At 71.5% G+C, this 15,937-nt stretch carries 11 protein-coding genes; 4 read left to right on the forward strand and 7 right to left on the reverse strand.

All coding sequences use genetic code 11. The features are described from left to right. The 4 genes from QM638_RS10625 to QM638_RS10640 all read right to left on the reverse strand — a co-directional run. The coding region (locus QM638_RS10625; RefSeq protein ID WP_415141945.1) for an alpha/beta hydrolase fold domain-containing protein at window positions 1-431 on the reverse strand (431 nt) is incomplete at its 3' end. Further along, window positions 424-978, reverse strand: coding sequence for a quercetin 2,3-dioxygenase (locus tag QM638_RS10630; protein WP_415141946.1), 555 nt, complete (start codon window positions 976-978; stop codon window positions 424-426). The genes QM638_RS10625 and QM638_RS10630, both read right to left, overlap by 8 nt. A gap of 80 nt (window positions 979-1,058) precedes the next feature. Next, a complete protein-coding gene (locus QM638_RS10635; RefSeq protein ID WP_415141947.1) occupies window positions 1,059-1,838 on the reverse strand; it encodes an IclR family transcriptional regulator in 780 nt (259 codons plus the stop codon). Next, on the reverse strand, window positions 1,835-2,296 hold the full coding sequence (locus QM638_RS10640) for a gamma-glutamylcyclotransferase (protein ID WP_415141948.1): 462 nt from the start codon (window positions 2,294-2,296) through the stop codon (window positions 1,835-1,837). The genes QM638_RS10635 and QM638_RS10640 overlap by 4 nt, the downstream gene beginning before the upstream one ends. A 118-nt stretch (window positions 2,297-2,414) precedes the next feature. Here QM638_RS10640 and lpdA point away from each other — a divergent pair, with 118 nt between their 5' ends. Beyond that, window positions 2,415-3,815 carry a dihydrolipoyl dehydrogenase gene (gene lpdA, locus QM638_RS10645; protein WP_415141949.1) on the forward strand — a complete coding sequence of 467 codons (1,401 nt, stop codon included), beginning with the start codon at window positions 2,415-2,417 and terminating at the stop codon, window positions 3,813-3,815. Between the two features lie 28 nt (window positions 3,816-3,843). Here lpdA and lepB read toward each other — a convergent pair whose 3' ends face one another. Beyond that, a complete protein-coding gene (lepB, locus tag QM638_RS10650; RefSeq protein ID WP_415141950.1) occupies window positions 3,844-4,491 on the reverse strand; it encodes a signal peptidase I in 648 nt (215 codons plus the stop codon). Window positions 4,492-4,790: 299 nt separating this feature from the next. On the opposite strand from lepB, the gene QM638_RS10655 reads away from it, so the two are divergent. The 3 genes from QM638_RS10655 to QM638_RS10665 all read left to right on the forward strand — a co-directional run bounded on the left by QM638_RS10655 (window position 4,791) and on the right by QM638_RS10665 (window position 11,351). After that, the gene (locus QM638_RS10655; RefSeq protein WP_415141951.1) at window positions 4,791-8,645 is read left to right on the forward strand and encodes a family 78 glycoside hydrolase catalytic domain; all 3,855 of its coding nucleotides are present in this window, start codon (window positions 4,791-4,793) and stop codon (window positions 8,643-8,645) included. Between the two features lie 77 nt (window positions 8,646-8,722). Then, the gene (locus QM638_RS10660; RefSeq protein ID WP_415141952.1) at window positions 8,723-10,117 is read left to right on the forward strand and encodes an NAD(P)H-quinone dehydrogenase; all 1,395 of its coding nucleotides are present in this window, start codon (window positions 8,723-8,725) and stop codon (window positions 10,115-10,117) included. A 31-nt stretch (window positions 10,118-10,148) separates the two neighbouring features. Then, window positions 10,149-11,351, forward strand: a complete 1,203-nt coding sequence (locus QM638_RS10665) for a SpoIID/LytB domain-containing protein (RefSeq protein WP_415141953.1) — start codon at window positions 10,149-10,151, stop codon at window positions 11,349-11,351. 163 nt (window positions 11,352-11,514) lie between these two features. Here QM638_RS10665 and QM638_RS10670 read toward each other — a convergent pair whose 3' ends face one another. Together QM638_RS10670 and QM638_RS10675 are read right to left on the reverse strand one after the other, a co-directional pair. Then, the gene (locus tag QM638_RS10670) at window positions 11,515-14,916 is read right to left on the reverse strand and encodes a pyruvate carboxylase (RefSeq protein WP_415141954.1); all 3,402 of its coding nucleotides are present in this window, start codon (window positions 14,914-14,916) and stop codon (window positions 11,515-11,517) included. Window positions 14,917-14,961: 45 nt separating this feature from the next. After that, window positions 14,962-15,888: an NAD-dependent epimerase/dehydratase family protein gene (locus tag QM638_RS10675; protein ID WP_415141955.1), complete on the reverse strand. Its 927-nt coding sequence runs from the start codon at window positions 15,886-15,888 to the stop codon at window positions 14,962-14,964. Window positions 15,889-15,937 lie beyond the last annotated feature (49 nt).

A 15,937-nucleotide genomic window follows, 5' to 3' on the forward strand; every position in this document is an offset into this window, starting at 1 on the left:
CCCCAGACGCCGAGACGCCCCGGGTCGACGCCGACCTCCGCGCCCCGGCGCCGCAGCCAGTCGACGGCGGCGACGGCATCGTCGAGCTGGGCCGGCCACCCGGCCTCGCCGGAGAGCCGGTAGTCGATGCTGGCGACCGCGATCCCGGCGGCGGCGAGGGTCGCGAACGGCTCCGGCGCGCGGAACATCGGCCCGGCCGACCCGCGGCGGCCGACTCGCCATCCGCCGCCGTGGCAGAACACCACCACCGGCACGGCCCGATCGGCCACCGGTAGATAGAGGTCGAGCTCCAGCGGTCGGGCGCCGGCCAGGTCGCCGTACGGGATCCCGGGGATCACCCGGAGGCCGTCGAGCTCGTACGGCGCCGGGACCGGTGCCGCGCTCGGTGGCGGAGGAAGTGCTGGTCCCGCGGGTCGAGCGGGTTCAGGCATCGGGCCACCGGGTCTCGGGCAGGAACGTCATCTGGTGCCTCTGGGCCGCCTTCCCCATCTTCTCGAACGAGGGGATGTATGGCGGGCTGTCCGGGTCGATCCGGTCGGTGAGGGTGCCCATGTGCTGGAAGAACCGCTCGAAGCCGCCGCTGACCGCACCGAGCATCCGGCCCGACTCCTCGACCCGATAGGCATGGGTGTAGCCGGCCGGCACGTAGCCGAAGTCGCCCGGCAGCAGCAGCCGGGAGATCTTCTCGCCGTCCTCGAGCTCGACGAAGACCCGCACCTTGCCCTCCAGCACGTAGAAGGTCTCGTGCGTGCCGTCGTGGTTGTGCGCCGGGATGATCTCGCCCTTGGGCGTGGTCGCCACGAACATGCCGAACTGGTTCTGGGTCTCGTCCCCGCTGAGCATCACCGAGAAGTGGTCGCCGAACAGCTTGGCGTGCTCGCCCTCGCCGTCGGTGAGGAAGAACGGCTCGGGCCGACCGGGCAGCAGGCCCTCCCACGCGGGGCGGCCGTCGGGTGCGGAGAGGTACTCGAAGGTCATGAGCCGATGATCGCGTGTGATGCCCGTCTCTACCATCCGTGCTTCCATTGGTTGGAAGCGACGGTGACCCGGGCGGGGGATCAGGTCAGCCCGATCGCGCGCCGTGCCCCGAGCGCCCTCGAGATGGCCCGAGTGGCCATCATCAGCGGGGGACCGAGCCGACGGGCATCGTCGTCGCCCTCGGGCACCAGCACGGAGAGCGCGGCGACGATGGTGTCGTCCGCGCCGAAGACCGGCCCGGCCACCGAGACGAGCGGCTCGGGCACGGTCCGGCGCAGCACCGAGAGGCGCTCGCGGCGAACCTCGGCGATGGTGTGGCGCAACTCGGCCGCCGAGACCGGGGCGTGCTCCGGCTCGTGGACGTGGCGGCGGGCCAGGTAGGCCTCGCGGAAGCCGTGCTCGGCGAAGGCCAGCAGCACCAGTCCGACCCCGGTGGAGTGCAACGGCAGTCGCCCGCCGACGCGGTAGAGCACCGGCATCGCCCGATGGCCCGAGAGCCGCTCGACCAGCAGCGCCTCCTCCCCGTCGCGGACCGCGAGCAGCACGTGCTGCCGGGTGGCCTCGGCCAGGTCGCCCATGTAGGGCAGCGCGCGCTCGCGCAGGCCGAGGCCGCGCGGAGCCAGCGAGGCGACCTCGTAGAGCCGCAGGCCGACCGCGTACCGCCCCTCCTCGTCGCGCTCGAGCGCGCCCCAGGCGATCAGCCGCTCGGCGAGCCGGTAGGCGGAGCTGAGCGGGATGCCGCTGCGCTGGCTCAGATCGCCGAGGGTGAGCCGGCGATGGTCGGTCTCGAAGCACTCCAGCAGTCGCAGCGCACGGTCGATGACCGGCTCGCCCTGCTTGGGCCGCCGCCCGCGGGTCACAGGCCGCCTCCGCGGCACGGCCGCGACCGCAGGGCGTGCACGTAGTCGTCGGGAGCGCCGGCAACCTCCGCCGCGGCCGACAGCGCGCCCAGATAGTGCGCCGAGGGCAGGCCACCCTCATAGGCGTCCAGGACGTAGGTCCACGCGACCACGTCCCCGGCGAGGGTGTGCACCCGGACCTTGGTCTTGCGGTACAGCCCGTTGCCGTCGGCGCGCGCCACCTCCCACTCGTCGAGGTTGCGCTCGTCGAGCGGGCTGAGATCGTAGATCGCCACGAAGACCTGCTGGTCCCGCTCCTGCACCAGGGTCGCCAGCGCGCCGTCCCAGCCCAGCTCCTCGCCGCCGAAGGTCAGCCGCCAGCCGGTCAGCCACCCGGTGGCCCGCAAGGGGGAGTGGGGACACCGGCGACCCATCAGGTGGGGGTCGAGGTTGGTCCCGTAGGCGGCGTACGGCGTCACCGGCTCAGGCTATCGGCCGGACCCGTGCCGGACCTGTCGTCGGGCCGCGCCGGAGGTGCGCATCACCGTGGCCGAGGCGACACCCGACGGGCGGTCGCCGCAGTCTAGGCTTTGCTGCGTGACCCACTTCGATGTCCTCGTCCTCGGCGCCGGCCCCGGTGGCTACGTCGCCGCCATCCGTGCCTCCCAGCTCGGCAAGTCCGTCGCCGTGGTGGAGGAGAAGTACTGGGGCGGCGTCTGCCTCAACGTCGGCTGCATCCCGTCCAAGGCGCTGCTGCGCAACGCCGAGATCGCGCACATCATCACCCACGAGAAGGCCACCTTCGGCATCTCCGGTGACGCGACCATGGACTTCGCCACCACCCACCAGCGCAGTCGCGGCGTGGCCGAGGCGAGCGCCAAGGGCGTGCACTACCTGATGAAGAAAAACAAGATCACCGAGGTCAACGGCTGGGGCACGCTGACCGGCGCCACCTCGATCGACGTCAAGGCCGCCGACGGTACGACGAGCCAGCACACCTTCGACCACCTCATCATCGGCACCGGCGCGACGGTGCGCAGCGTGCCGGGCGTCGTACCGAACGGGCAGAACATCGTCACCTACGAGGAGCAGATCCTCGACGCCGACCTGCCCGGCTCGATCGTGATCGGCGGCTCCGGCGCCATCGGCGTCGAGTTCGCCTACGTGCTGAAGAACTTCGGCGTGGACGTCACCATCGTGGAGTTCCTCGACCGGATGGTGCCGACCGAGGATGCCGACGTCTCCAAGGAGCTGGCCAAGCAGTACAAGAAGCTCGGCGTCAACGTGCTGCTCTCCACCGCCGTCAAGGGTGTCGAGGACACCGGCTCCGGGGTCCGCGTGACGGTGGCTCCGGCCGCGGGCGGTGAGGAGACGGTCATCGAGGCCGACAAGTTCCTGGCCGCCTTCGGCTTCGCGCCGCGGGTGGAGGGCTACGGCCTGGAGAACATCGGCGTCCAGCTGACCGAGCGCAAGGCGATCGCCGTCGACGCGCGCGGCCGCACCAACGTGCCGAACGTCTACGCCATCGGCGACTGCACCGGCAAGCTGATGCTCGCCCACACCGCCGAGGCGATGGGCGTCGTGGCCGCCGAGACCATCGCCGGCGCGGAGACCATGGAGATCAACTTCGACATGATCCCGCGGGCGACCTTCTGCCAGCCGCAGATCGCCTCGTTCGGCTACTCCGAGGCGCAGGCGCGGGAGAAGGGGTACGACGTCAAGACGGCATCCTTCCCGTTCTCGGCCAACGGCAAGGCCCGTGGCATGGCCGAGGGGGTCGGCTTCGTCAAGATCGTCGCCGACGCCGAGCACAACGAGCTCCTCGGCGCGCACATGATCGGCCCCGAGGTCACCGAGCTGCTGCCTGCGCTCACCCTCGCCCAGCAGTGGGACCTGACCGCCGACGAGGTCGCCCGCAACGTCTTCGCCCACCCGACCCTCTCGGAGGCGATGAAGGAGGCCATCGAGGGCATCGCCGGGCACATGATCAACCTGTAGAGCCCGTTGGGCCGGCGGACCGCCGCAACTACAGTGCGACCGTTCCCACGACATCGTCGGCCGGGACGAAGGCGTTGAGGCACTTCTTCTCGACGGCGGGGTTCGTCTTGGCGGCCTTCTGCCTCCCGGCTGAGCAAAGGTGGTAGGAGGAGTCGACGGAGTCGCCGCGGTTGTCGCCCATGAGGAACAGGCGTCCGTCGGGGACGTCGGCCGACCAGCCGCGGCACCCGCCGCGGACGATGCCGTCGTCTTGAGCCATTGGTCCGTTGCACGAGGCGCTGCCGACGCCGATGTAGGGCTCGTCGATCCCCTTCCCGTTGATCTCGATCCGGCCGCGGGCGTCGCAGCACCCGACGGTGTCGCCGCCGACGCCGATGACTCGCTTGACGAGGCGACCGCCTCCAGCACTGTCGGTGAGCCAGTCAGTGGGAGCGTCGAAGACCACGATGTCGCCCCGGTGGCCCTGGTAGTGGTGGACGACGGTCGCGATGAGCGTCGATCCCTGGGGGATGGTCGGCTCCATGCTGGAGCTCGGCATGAAGTAGGCGTGCTGCTCGCTCCGGGTGCCGGAGCCACACGAGCAGAGCAGGGTGGCCGCCATGAGCATGCCGGCGAGCATCACCAGCGCCCGCCATCCCCGGTTCGTCGGCGACCTGCGCGTGGCCATCGGGCTCATCGTCTTTCCTTCCCGAGAGGGTTCCTGGTGCTCATGACCGTAGCGGCGGCGATCTCCACCGGCGACGAAGAAGGTCCTCGACCCTCGCGATGTCCTCCGGAATCGCGGTGGCGATCGTGTCCCAGAGCACCTGCGGACGGAGGCTCCGGCTGCCGCGGCCGAGGAGTGCCCGTCGCCGCGCGGGGGACGCCTGCCCTGGCCGGATCCGGCCAGGGCATTGCCAGCCATTGAAGCGTTTCACTAACCTCGGCGACCGGTGTGGTGAGTGCCACAGCCGACCGTCGAGAGGTGAGGACTCCATGAAACGCGCCCGACTGTGCCTCGCGACACTGCTGACCGGAGCCTGCCTGGTCTCGACCGGGCTCGCCAGCGGGTCGACGTACGCCGCCATCCCTGCGGCCGCCGTGGTCTCGACTGCCACGCTCTCGACCGCCGCGACCAGCATCGACGGCCCGACCGGGCTGAGCACCGACGGGCTGACCACGCCGGCGGACCTCGAGGACGACACCCCGACCTTCGCCTGGCACGCACCGGACATCGCCGCTCAGAGCGCCTACCGCATCGTCGTCTCCTCGACGGCGGCGAAGGCCGCGGCGCACGAGGGTGACGTGTGGGACTCCGGAGAGATCGCCTCCGCCGAGCAGGGTCAGATCGCCTACGCCGGCTCGAAGCTGGCGACCTCGCAGCGCTACTACTGGTCGGTGCGCGTCTGGGACGAGGACGGCACCGCCTCCGACTGGTCGTCGGTGACCTGGTTCGGCACCGGCCCGGGCAGCAGCTGGGACGCCACCCCGATCTGGAGCCAGTCGCCCACCGAGTTGTGGACCGACTACACCCTCACCGCCAAGCTGACCGTCACGGCCGTCGCGGTCGGCATCCGGTTCCGCTCTCCGGACGCGAACAACGGCTACATGTGGCAGTTCCGCGGCGCCGACAACCAGTTGGTGCCGCACGTGAAGGTGGGCGGGACCTACACGACCCTCGGCGACGCCGTCACCCTGCCGGACGGCACCCTGGCCATCGGCCAGCAGGTCACCATCGCCATCGACGTCGACGGGGACATCATCACCACCTCCATCGACGGGATCCAGGTCGATCAGCGCACCGACGACACCTTCTCCTCCGGCATCGTCGGCGTACGCACCGGGCGCACCGAGACCGGCACCCTCGACGACCTCAGCGTGGTCCCCGACGACTCCGACGACTCCGACGAGACGCTGCTGAGCAGCGACTTCTCCGACACCAACGTGTTCGGCTGCGGGACCGTCGCCGACGGTGTACTCAGCATCCCGATCTCCTCGGACTGCCTGGCCACCGGCCTGACCAACGACTGGGCGTTCTTCCGCAAGGACATCGACGTCGAGGACAAGCCGATCGCCTGGGCCAGCGCCTACGCCACCGCGGACGCGTGGAAGTCCTCCAAGCAGTACGTCTACAAGCTCTCCGTCGACGGCACCTTCGTCGGGCTCGGCCCGACCGCGCCGACCGGCGAGGAGACCAGGTACGACGGCTTCGACATCACCGACCTGCTCGCCCCCGGGAAGACCAGCACGGTCTCCGCGATCGCGCACTCGACCTCGTCCACCGCTCGGTTCCTCGCGATGGTGGTGATCGCCTACACCGACGGCACCACCCAGGTCGTCGGCACCGGATCGGACTGGCGCGCGCAGGCAGGCTCGTCGGTCTACCGCAGCCCGGGCAGCTACGGCACCGGCTACTTCACCGCGCCCAGGGAGAACACCGACGCGCGCGCCTACCCCGACGGCTTCGACGAGCCCGGGTACGACGATTCCGGCTGGCCGGCCGCCGTCGAACAGGACGCGTTCGAGGATCTCGAGGCCGCCCCGATGGGCAAGGTCACCGAACAGAGCGAGAAGGCCGCGTCGATCACCGAGATCGCCGACGGCGACTACGTCGTCGACTTCGGCCGCACCTGGCTGGGCGGCACCAGCTACGACATCACCGACGGCACCGCCGGCTCCCAGGTGCAGCTCCGCTACGGACAGGTGCTCAACGACGACGGCACCGTGAAGTACCAGACCAACGCGGGCAACACCTATCTGGACACCTACACCCTCGCCGACGGCGCTTCGCACGTCGACACCTTCGGCATGCGGACCTTCCGCTACGTCGAGATCGTCGGTGCGCCCGAGGCCGTCACCGCGGACAACCTCGAGGCCGAGGCGCTGATCTACCCGTTCGACGAGGACGCCTCCACCTTCGACTCCTCCGACGACGACCTCAACCAGGTCTATGCGCTGGCGAAGAACACCATCGAGGCGACGAACCAGAACTTCTACACCGACTCCTACGAGCGCGAGCGCACCGACTACGAGGCGGACGCCTACCTCCAGCTGATGAGCTCGCTCTACCTGATGGACGACCTGTCGCTGGGCCGCTACTCGATGAACTACTTCAAGTCCAACCGCACCTGGCCCACCGAGTGGCCGGTCTATGTGATCCTCGCCGTCCACGACGCCTGGGAGCAGACCGGGAACACCGAGCAGGTGGCCGACTACTACACCGACCTGCAGTCCAAGCTGCCCACCAGCACGTGGCTCGACACCGAGACCGGCCTGATCGAGAAGACCTCGGGGTCGAACGGCTGCAGCTCCAGCACCGACTGCGACATCGTCGACTGGCCGACCAGCGAGCGCGACGGCTACGTCTTCGAGCCCTACAACACGGTGGTCAACTCGCTGACCTACCGCGCGCTGCAGGACATGTCCGAGATGGCCCGCGCGATCGGTGAGGACGGCGACGCGACGACGTACGCCGACCAGGCGACGACCATGCGCACGGCCATCAACTCCTACCTCTACGACTCCGACACCGGGGCGTACGACGACGGGATGACCGCCGACCACACTCTCTCCGGCCACGAGTCGGTGCACGCCAGCGCGTTCGCGCTCGCCTTCGGGGTGCCCACCGCTGAGACCGCCAGCAAGGTCGCCGACTACGTCGCCAGCCGAGGGCTCGGCAGCGACGGCCTGACCTGCAGCGTGTACTGCGCCGCCTTCCTGATCGAGGGCCTCTACTCCGGCGACGACGGTCAGGCCGCCCTGGACGCGCTGACCGCGGAGGGCACCAGCAGCTGGATGAACATGATCGCCGACGGCGCCGGTGCGACCGCGGAGGCCTGGGACTCCTCGCTGAAGTCCAACCTGACCTACTCGCACCCGTGGGCCGCCTCGCCGGCGTTCAACGTGCCCTCGGGACTCTTCGGGATCCAGCCGGAGACGGCCGGATACGAGACCGTCTCGATCAAGCCCCAGCCGGGCGACCTGGACTGGGCCCACATCAGTACGCCGACCGTGCGGGGTGAGGTGGGCACCGGCTTCGACCACGGCAGCGACGACGCGCTGCGGGTGGTCGCCTCGATCCCGGGCAACACCACCGCCACGGTCAGCGTGCCGACCAGCGCCACCGAGGCGACCACCGTCTACGTCGACGGAGCCGCCCGCACGGTGACGCCCGAGGACGGCTACCTCACCGTCGACGACCTCGGCGCGGGCTGCCATCTGGTCACCACCTCGACCGACACCGAGCTGAGCGAGCACCTGACCTCGGTCTGCACGCCGGCGACGGACACCGCGTCTGCGCCGTCGAACACCACCGCCCCGAGGATCACCGGCGCTGCGATCGCCGGACGGACCCTGCGGGTCGGCCACGGGACATGGCGGAGCGACGGCGGCCTGAGCTACTCCTTCCGGTGGCTCCGGGACGGTAGGCCGATCGGGTCGGCGACCGCGGCGCGCTACACCCTCCGGGCCGCCGACGTGGGCCGCAGGATCGCGGTGCGGGTCACCGCGACCTCGACCGGCGGGGAGTCGGCGGTCGCCGACTCGGCGTACACCGCGAAGGTCGCCAAGGCGGCCTCCCGGGTGCGGGTCACGGCCGCGCCGAAGCGGGTCCATCGTGGCGCGAGGGTCCGGGTCAGGATCCGGGTCGGCGCGACCGGGCTCACCGCCACCGGCACGGTCCGGATCACCCGGCCGGGGAGCACGCCGGTGACCAGGCGGCTGGTCAAGGGAGTCGCGACGGTGACGTTCCGGGCCCGCGGGAGCGGGAAGAAGAAGGTCCGGGTGGTCTACTCCGGCTCGGCGAGTGTGACGCGGTCCACCGGCAGCGCCACCGTCGTCGTACGTCGCTGAGCCCGCCCGGCCGCCCCAGCCGGCCCGGGTCCCGCCCGAATCCCGCTGAGACCGCGCTCGCTGCAACAATGAGCGCCATGGCGCGTGCGGTGATCATCGGCGGCGGACCGGGCGGCTACGAGGCGGCGCTGGAGGCCCACCAGCTGGGCGCCGAGGTGGTGGTGGTCGACCGGGACGGGCTCGGCGGGTCGGCGGTGCTGACCGACTGCGTGCCGAGCAAGACCCTGATCGCCACCTCGGACGTGATGATCGAGATGGCGGCGGCACCCGAGCTCGGGGTGGCCTTCGAGGACGCCGGCGGCGATGCCGCGACCACGGTCCGGGTCGACCTGGCCCGGGTCAACGGCCGGGTCAAGGCGCTGGCCGCCGCTCAGTCGGCCGACATCGAGGGCCGCTTCGAGCGTCGCGGGATCCGACTGGTCAAGGGCACCGGACGCCTGGCCGGCCCCGGCCGGGTGATCGCCACCGCCCCCGACGGCGAGGCCGAGGAGCTGGCCGCCGACGCGGTGCTGGTGGCCACCGGTGCCCGCCCGCGCACCCTGGCCAGCGCCCGGCCGGACGGCGAGCGCATCCTCACCTGGGAGCAGGTCTACGACCTCACCGAGGCGCCGAGTGAGCTGATCGTGGTCGGCTCCGGCGTCACCGGCGCCGAGTTCGCCAGCGCCTACCTCTCCCTCGGCGTCCCGGTGACCCTCGTGTCCAGTCGCGACCGGGTGCTGCCGGGCGAGGACGCGGACGCCGCCGCCGTACTCGAGGACGTGCTCACCCGTCGTGGCATGAACGTGCTCGGCCGCAGCCGGATGGCGTCGGTGACCCGGGATGGGGACACCGTCACCGTCACCCTCACCGACGGCCGCACGGTGACCGGCTCGCACTGCATCCTGGCGCTCGGCTCGGTCCCGAACACCGAGGGCCTCGGACTGGCCGAGGCCGGCGTCTCGCTCGACGACGGCGGCTTCATCACCACCGACCGGGTCTCGCGGACGACCGCGACCGGCGTCTACGCGGCCGGCGACTGCACCGGCGGATTCATGCTCGCCTCGGTCGCCGCGATGGCGGGCCGGATCGCGATGCGGCACTTCCTCGGCGACGCGGTCAGCCCGCTCAATCTCCGGCTGGTCAGCTCCAACGTCTTCACCAGCCCGGAGATCGCCACCGTGGGCCTCACCCAGGCGCAGATCGACGGTGGCGAGGTCGCCGCCGACGTCGTACGCCTCGACCTGTCGGGCAACCCTCGGGCCAAGATGCAGGGCGTCCGTGACGGGTTCGTGAAGCTCTTCGCGCGCCGCGGCTCGGGCACGCTCATCGGGGGAGTGGTCGTCGGGCCGCGGGCCAGTGAGCTGATCCACCCGATCTCGCTGGCCGTCTCGGCCGGTCTCACCGCCGACCAGCTCGCCGCGGCGTTCACCGTCTACCCGTCGATGAGCGGGTCGGTCGCCGAGGCGGCGCGCCGACTGCACACCGTGGAGTGAGCCGATGCCTCGGGCCGGGTACGGTCGTGGCGTGCGCCAACCCCTCTCGCTGCTCTGTGCCCGTCTCGCCGCCGCGCTGACCACCGGTGCGCTGGTGGCCACGGCCGGCGTGGCCTGCGGCAAGGAGGCGGACCCGCTGCCGAACAGCACCAAGATCACCATCACCGGTCACGGCAACGGCCACGGCCACGGCATGGCGCAGTGGGGTGCGCAGGGCGCGGCGAAGAAGGGCAAGAGCTACCGCCAGATCCTCTCCTTCTACTATCCCGGCACCAGGTGGGGTACGGCGAGCGGGAACCTCCGGGTGCTGATCGGCGACGACACCACCCGTGACGTGCTGGTGTCCGCCCGCAGCGGGCTGCGGGCGCGCGCCGCGTCCGGGCGGACCTGGAAGCTCGCTCACCTGCATCCCAACGCGACCCGGTGGCGGATCGTGCCGGTCTCCGCCACCCGGGACGCGCTGGAGTACAAGACCAGCTCCTGGCACCGGCAGGCGACCGCGACGGGGACCGTCGGGTTCACCGCCGGCGGCGCGGCGATGACGCTGCTGCTGCCGCACGGCAAGAGCGCCAGCTACCGTGGCACGCTCCGCTCGGTCGCGCCGAGGTCGGGCAGCAAGGCGCGCAAGACGGTCAACGTCGTCTCCCTCGACAACTACCTGGCCGGCGTCGTACCGGCGGAGGTGTACTCGTCGTGGAAGGCGGCGGCTCTCAAGGCACAGGCGGTGGCCGCCCGCAGCTACGCCGTCTACCAGCGGGTGCACGATGCGCACGGCTGGTTCGACGTCTACGACGACACCCGGGACCAGGCCTACGACGGAGCCGGCGGGGAGGCCTCGACCACCACCGCCGCGGTCAAGGCGACCTCGGGGAAGATCCTCACCTACGGCGGCTCGGTCGCCTTCACCCAGTTCAGCGCCTCCAACGGCGGATACATGCTGGCCGGCAGCGTTCCCTATCTGGTCTCCAAGCGCGACCCGTACGACGCCAAGGCCTCCGGCGACCCGAGCCTGACCTGGACGAAGAAGGTCACCGTCAAGCAGATCCGGGCGCGGTGGCCCTCGGCCGGCAAGATCCTCTCGGTCAAGGTCACCAAGCGCGTCTCGGGCACCGGCGGCCGCTACGTCAAGGTGGTCACCGTCGAGGGCCAGGACCGGACCTACCAGGTCTCCGGTGACGCCTTCCGGTCCTGGGCGGGGCTCTCCTCGACCTGGTTCAGCCTCAAGACCGGCTGAGGAGCGGCGCCCCGCGCTGCCTGTGGCGCCCGCGGCGCCCCGCGCGCCGGTTCGTCTAGGTATGCAGGGCAACGGGCACTTCCCCGGTGGAGTTCCGCGGGGGAAGTGCCCGCTCGGCTGCATACCTAGACGAACAGGCAGCCGGCAGCCGGCAACCCAGGGCCTACTCCAGCACCAGGATCAGGTCTCCGCCCTCGACCGACTGGGTGCCGCCGATGGCGACCCGGGCGACGCTGCCACCGACGGGGGCGGTGATGGCCGCCTCCATCTTCATCGCCTCGATGGTGGCGATGGTGTCGCCGGCGGCCACCTTGTCGCCCGCCCCGACGATCACGGTCACCACGCCCTGGAACGGGGCGGCGACCTGGCCGGGGGTGTTCGGGTCGGCCTTCTCGGCGGCGGCGACCTCGGCGGAGACGGAGCGGTCGCGCACGGCGATGGGTCGCATCTGGCCGTTGATGGTGGCCATCACGGTCCGGTAGCCGCGCTCGTCGGGCTCGCCGATGGCCTGGACGCCGAGGAGGATCGTCTTCCCGGCGTCCAGTGGGACGCTGTGCTCCTTGCCGAACTGCAGCCCATAGAGGTAGTCGAGGGTGGAGAGCACCGAGACGTCGCCCCACTTCGAGCGGGCCTCGGTGAACTCCCGGGTCGGGCCGGGGAACAGCAGCCGGTTCAGTGTCTCGCGGCGGACCTCGGCCGACTCGCTCTCCAGCGCCGCCTCGTCGTCGGCGGCGAGGGTCTCCTCCGGCGCGGTCCAGGCCCGTCCCTCGATGGCCCTGGAGCGGAACGGCTCGGGCCAACCGCCCGGAGGGTCGCCGAGCTCGCCGTGCAGGAACCCGATCACCGACGCCGGCACGTCGTACGACGCCGGGTCGGCGGCGAACGCGGCCGGGTCCGCGCCGGCGGCGACCAGGGAGAGCGCGAGGTCGCCGATCACCTTCGAGGACGGGGTCACCTTCGGGACACGGCCGAGGATGTCGTTGGCGGCGGCGTACATGTCCTCGATCTGCTCGAACTTCTCGCCGAGCCCGAGCGCGATGGTCTGCTGGCGCAGGTTGGAGAGCTGGCCGCCGGGGATCTCGTGGCGGTAGACCCGTCCGGTCGGAGCCGGGAGCCCGGACTCGAACGGTGCGTAGAGCCGGCGGACCGCCTCCCAGTACGGCTCGACCGCGTTGACCGCCGCGAGCGAGAGCTCGGTGGTGCGGGCGGAGAAGTCGGTGGCCGCGACCAGCGAGGAGAGCGGCGGCTGCGAGGTCGTCCCGGCCATCGCCGCACAGGCGGCGTCGACCGCGTCCACGCCGGCGTCGATCGCCGCGGTCAGGGTGGCCAGCTGCCCGCCCGGAGTGTCGTGGGTGTGCAGGTGGACCGGCAGATCGAACCGCTCGCGCAGCGCCGTGACCAGCCTCCGCGCGGCCGGCGCCCGCAGCAGTCCGGCCATGTCCTTGATCGCCAGCACGTGCGCACCGGCCCGGACGATCTGCTCGGCCAGCCGCAGGTAGTAGTCGAGGGTGTAGAGGCTCTCGCCCGGGTCGGAGAGGTCGCCGGTGTAGCACAGCGCCACCTCGGCCACCGTGTTGCCGGTGGCGCGGACCGCCTCGATGGCGGGCCGCATCTGGTCGACGTCGTTGAGCGCGTCGAAGATCCGGAACACGTCGATCCCGGTCGCCGCGGCCTCGGCGACGAAGGCATCGGTCACCTTGGTCGGGTACGGCGTGTAGCCGACCGTGTTGCGACCCCGCAGCAGCATCTGCAGGTTGATGTTGGGCACCGCCTCGCGCAACGCGGCCAGGCGCTCCCACGGGTCCTCGGAGAGGAACCGCAGCGCCACATCGTAGGTGGCGCCGCCCCAGGCCTCCAGCGACCACAGCTGCGGCGTCAGCCGAGCCATGTGGCCGGCCACCGCGAGCAGGTCGGTGGTGCGCACCCGGGTCGCCAGCAGCGACTGGTGCGCATCGCGGAAGGTGGTGTCGGTGACCGCCACCTCGTGCTGGGCCCGCAGCGCCGCGGCGAACCCGTCGGGGCCCAGCTCGCGCAACAGCTGGCGGGAGCCGTCCGGGATCGGTGCGGCCGGGTCGAGCGCCGGCAGCTTGCTGGCCGGATCGACGCTCACCGGCGCGGCACCGTGCGGCTGGTTGACCGTCACGTCGGCCAGATAGGTCAGCAGCTTGGTGCCGCGGTCGCCGGAGGCGCGTGCGGTCAGCAGCCCCGGGTGGGTCTCGATGAAGCTGGTGGTGATCCGGCCGGCGATGAAGTCGGGGTCGTCGAGCAGCGCCTGCAGGAAGGGGATGTTCGTGGAGACGCCGCGGATCCGGAACTCGGCCACCGCACGCCGCGCCCGGCGTACCGCCTCGGCATGGGTGCGGCCGCGACACGTCAGCTTGGCCAGCATCGAGTCGAAGTGCGGGCTGACCTCGGCACCGGAGTAGGTGGTGCCGCCGTCCACGCGCACCCCGGCGCCGCCCGGCGAGCGGTAGGTGGTGATCATCCCGGTGTCCGGGCGGAACCCGTTGGCCGGGTCCTCGGTGGTGATCCGGCACTGCATCGCCGCGCCGCGCAACTGCACGCTCTCCTGGGACAGGCCCAGGTCGGCCAGCGTCTCACCCGAGGCGATCCGCATCTGGGACTGCACCAGGTCGACGTCGGTGACCTCCTCGGTCACGGTGTGCTCGACCTGGATGCGGGGGTTCATCTCGATGAAGACGTAGTTGCCCTGCGGGTCGAGCAGGAACTCCACCGTGCCGGCGCACGAGTAGCCGATCGCCCGGGCGAACCGCACCGCGTCGGCACACATCCGCTCCCGCAGGTCCGGGTCGAGGTTGGGGGCCGGCGCGATCTCGACGACCTTCTGGTGGCGCCGCTGGACCGAGCAGTCCCGCTCGAAGAGATGGATCACGTGACCGCTGCCGTCGGCGAGGATCTGCACCTCGACATGGCGCGGCTCGACCACGGCCTGCTCGATGAACACGGTGGCGTCGCCGAAGGCGGCCTCGGCCTCGCGCATGCAGGTCAGGATCGCCTCACGCAGCTGGGCACCGCCGGCGCCGGGCTCGTCGACCCGACGCATCCCGCGGCCGCCGCCGCCGGCGACCGCCTTGACGAAGAGCGGGTACGGCAACGCCGCGGCCGCCTCGAGGAGTGCGTCGACGTCGGTGGAGGGGTCGACGCTGGCGAGCGTGGGTACGCCGGCCGCCTTGGCCGCCGCGATCGCTCGCGCCTTGTTCCCGGTCAGCTCCAGCACGTCGGCGCTAGGCCCGACGAAGGTGATCCCGGCCTCCGCACAGGCCTCGGCCAGCGCCGGGTTCTCCGACAGGAAGCCATAGCCCGGATAGATCGCGTCCGCGCCCGCGCGCAGCGCGACCTCGACGATCGCGTGCGGATCCAGATAGGCGCGGACGGGATGACCCTCCTCGCCGATCTGGTAGGCCTCGTCGGCCTTCAGACGATGCTCCGACCCGCGGTCCTCGTAGGGAAACACCGCGACGGTCTTCGCGCCCAACTCATAGGCCGCCCGGAACGCTCGGATCGCGATCTCGCCCCGGTTGGCCACCAACACCTTGGTGAACATGGGCCGAAGGCTACCGAGATCGCGTTGCCGGCGGATGACGGTCCATCAGGCGTGCGCCTGCTGCCACCAGGCGACCGTCGCGCGCACACCGTCCTCCAGCGAGGTCGGTGCGAGTCCGAGCCGGGCCTGCGACGCGGTCGAGTCGAGGACGAAGGGGGCGGCGAACTGGAAGCTCATCTCGGCCAGCTCCCGGGTGGGGCGATGGAGTACGCCGATCGCACGCAACGCCCACCCCGGGATGGCGCTGACTCGTGCCGGCGGGGCGCCGGCGGCGTCGGCGTACGCCTGGGCGAGTCGGCGCTGGCTGACCGGCTCGGCGGTCGGGGCGTGCAGCACGCTGCCCCAGCACCCCTCCTCGCCGGCGGCGAGGATCATCGCCGCGGCGAGGTCGGGGACGTAGGTCCACGAGTGCGGTGCATCGGGGTCGCCGAGCACCTGCAGCCGGCGGCCGGCGAGCGCGGCGGCCAGCATCCGCTCGCCGGCGTGAGCGTTGCGCACCCGCGGCCCGTAGAAGTCGGAGGCGGCGACGCTCACCGTCGCGGTGGTCGAGGCCGCGCGCGCGGCGAGCAGTGCGGTGCGCACGCCGGGCTTGCCGAAGTCGGCGTCGCGCGGGGTGTCCTCGGTGATCGGTCCGCTGACCCGGCCGTAGGCGTAGAGGCTCTCGGGGAAGACGACGACCGCACCGACCCGGCCGGCCGCCGCGAGCACGGCCTGCTCGGCGGCGGGCAGTTCGGCGCGCCAGGCCGCGGCGTCGTACCGGCTGGGGTGCATGCAGTCGAAGACCGCCGAGACGCCGTCGACGGCCTCGGCGAGCGTGACCGGGTCGGCGGCGCTACCGGAGCGCCGCTCGACCAGCGGATGGGTCGGGCCGCCGCCCGATCGGGTGAGGATCCGGACGTGGTGGCCGGCGTCGGCCAGTTGGGTGGCGATGGTGGCGCCGACAGGCCCGGCGCCGATGACGAGGTGACTCATGGGGACTCCTTGGGTGGATTGACGAGAGCAGTGCTCTCGAAATTCAGCA

It is taken from the genome of Nocardioides sp., assembly GCF_047606145.1.
Lineage (GTDB): Bacteria > Actinomycetota > Actinomycetes > Propionibacteriales > Nocardioidaceae > Nocardioides.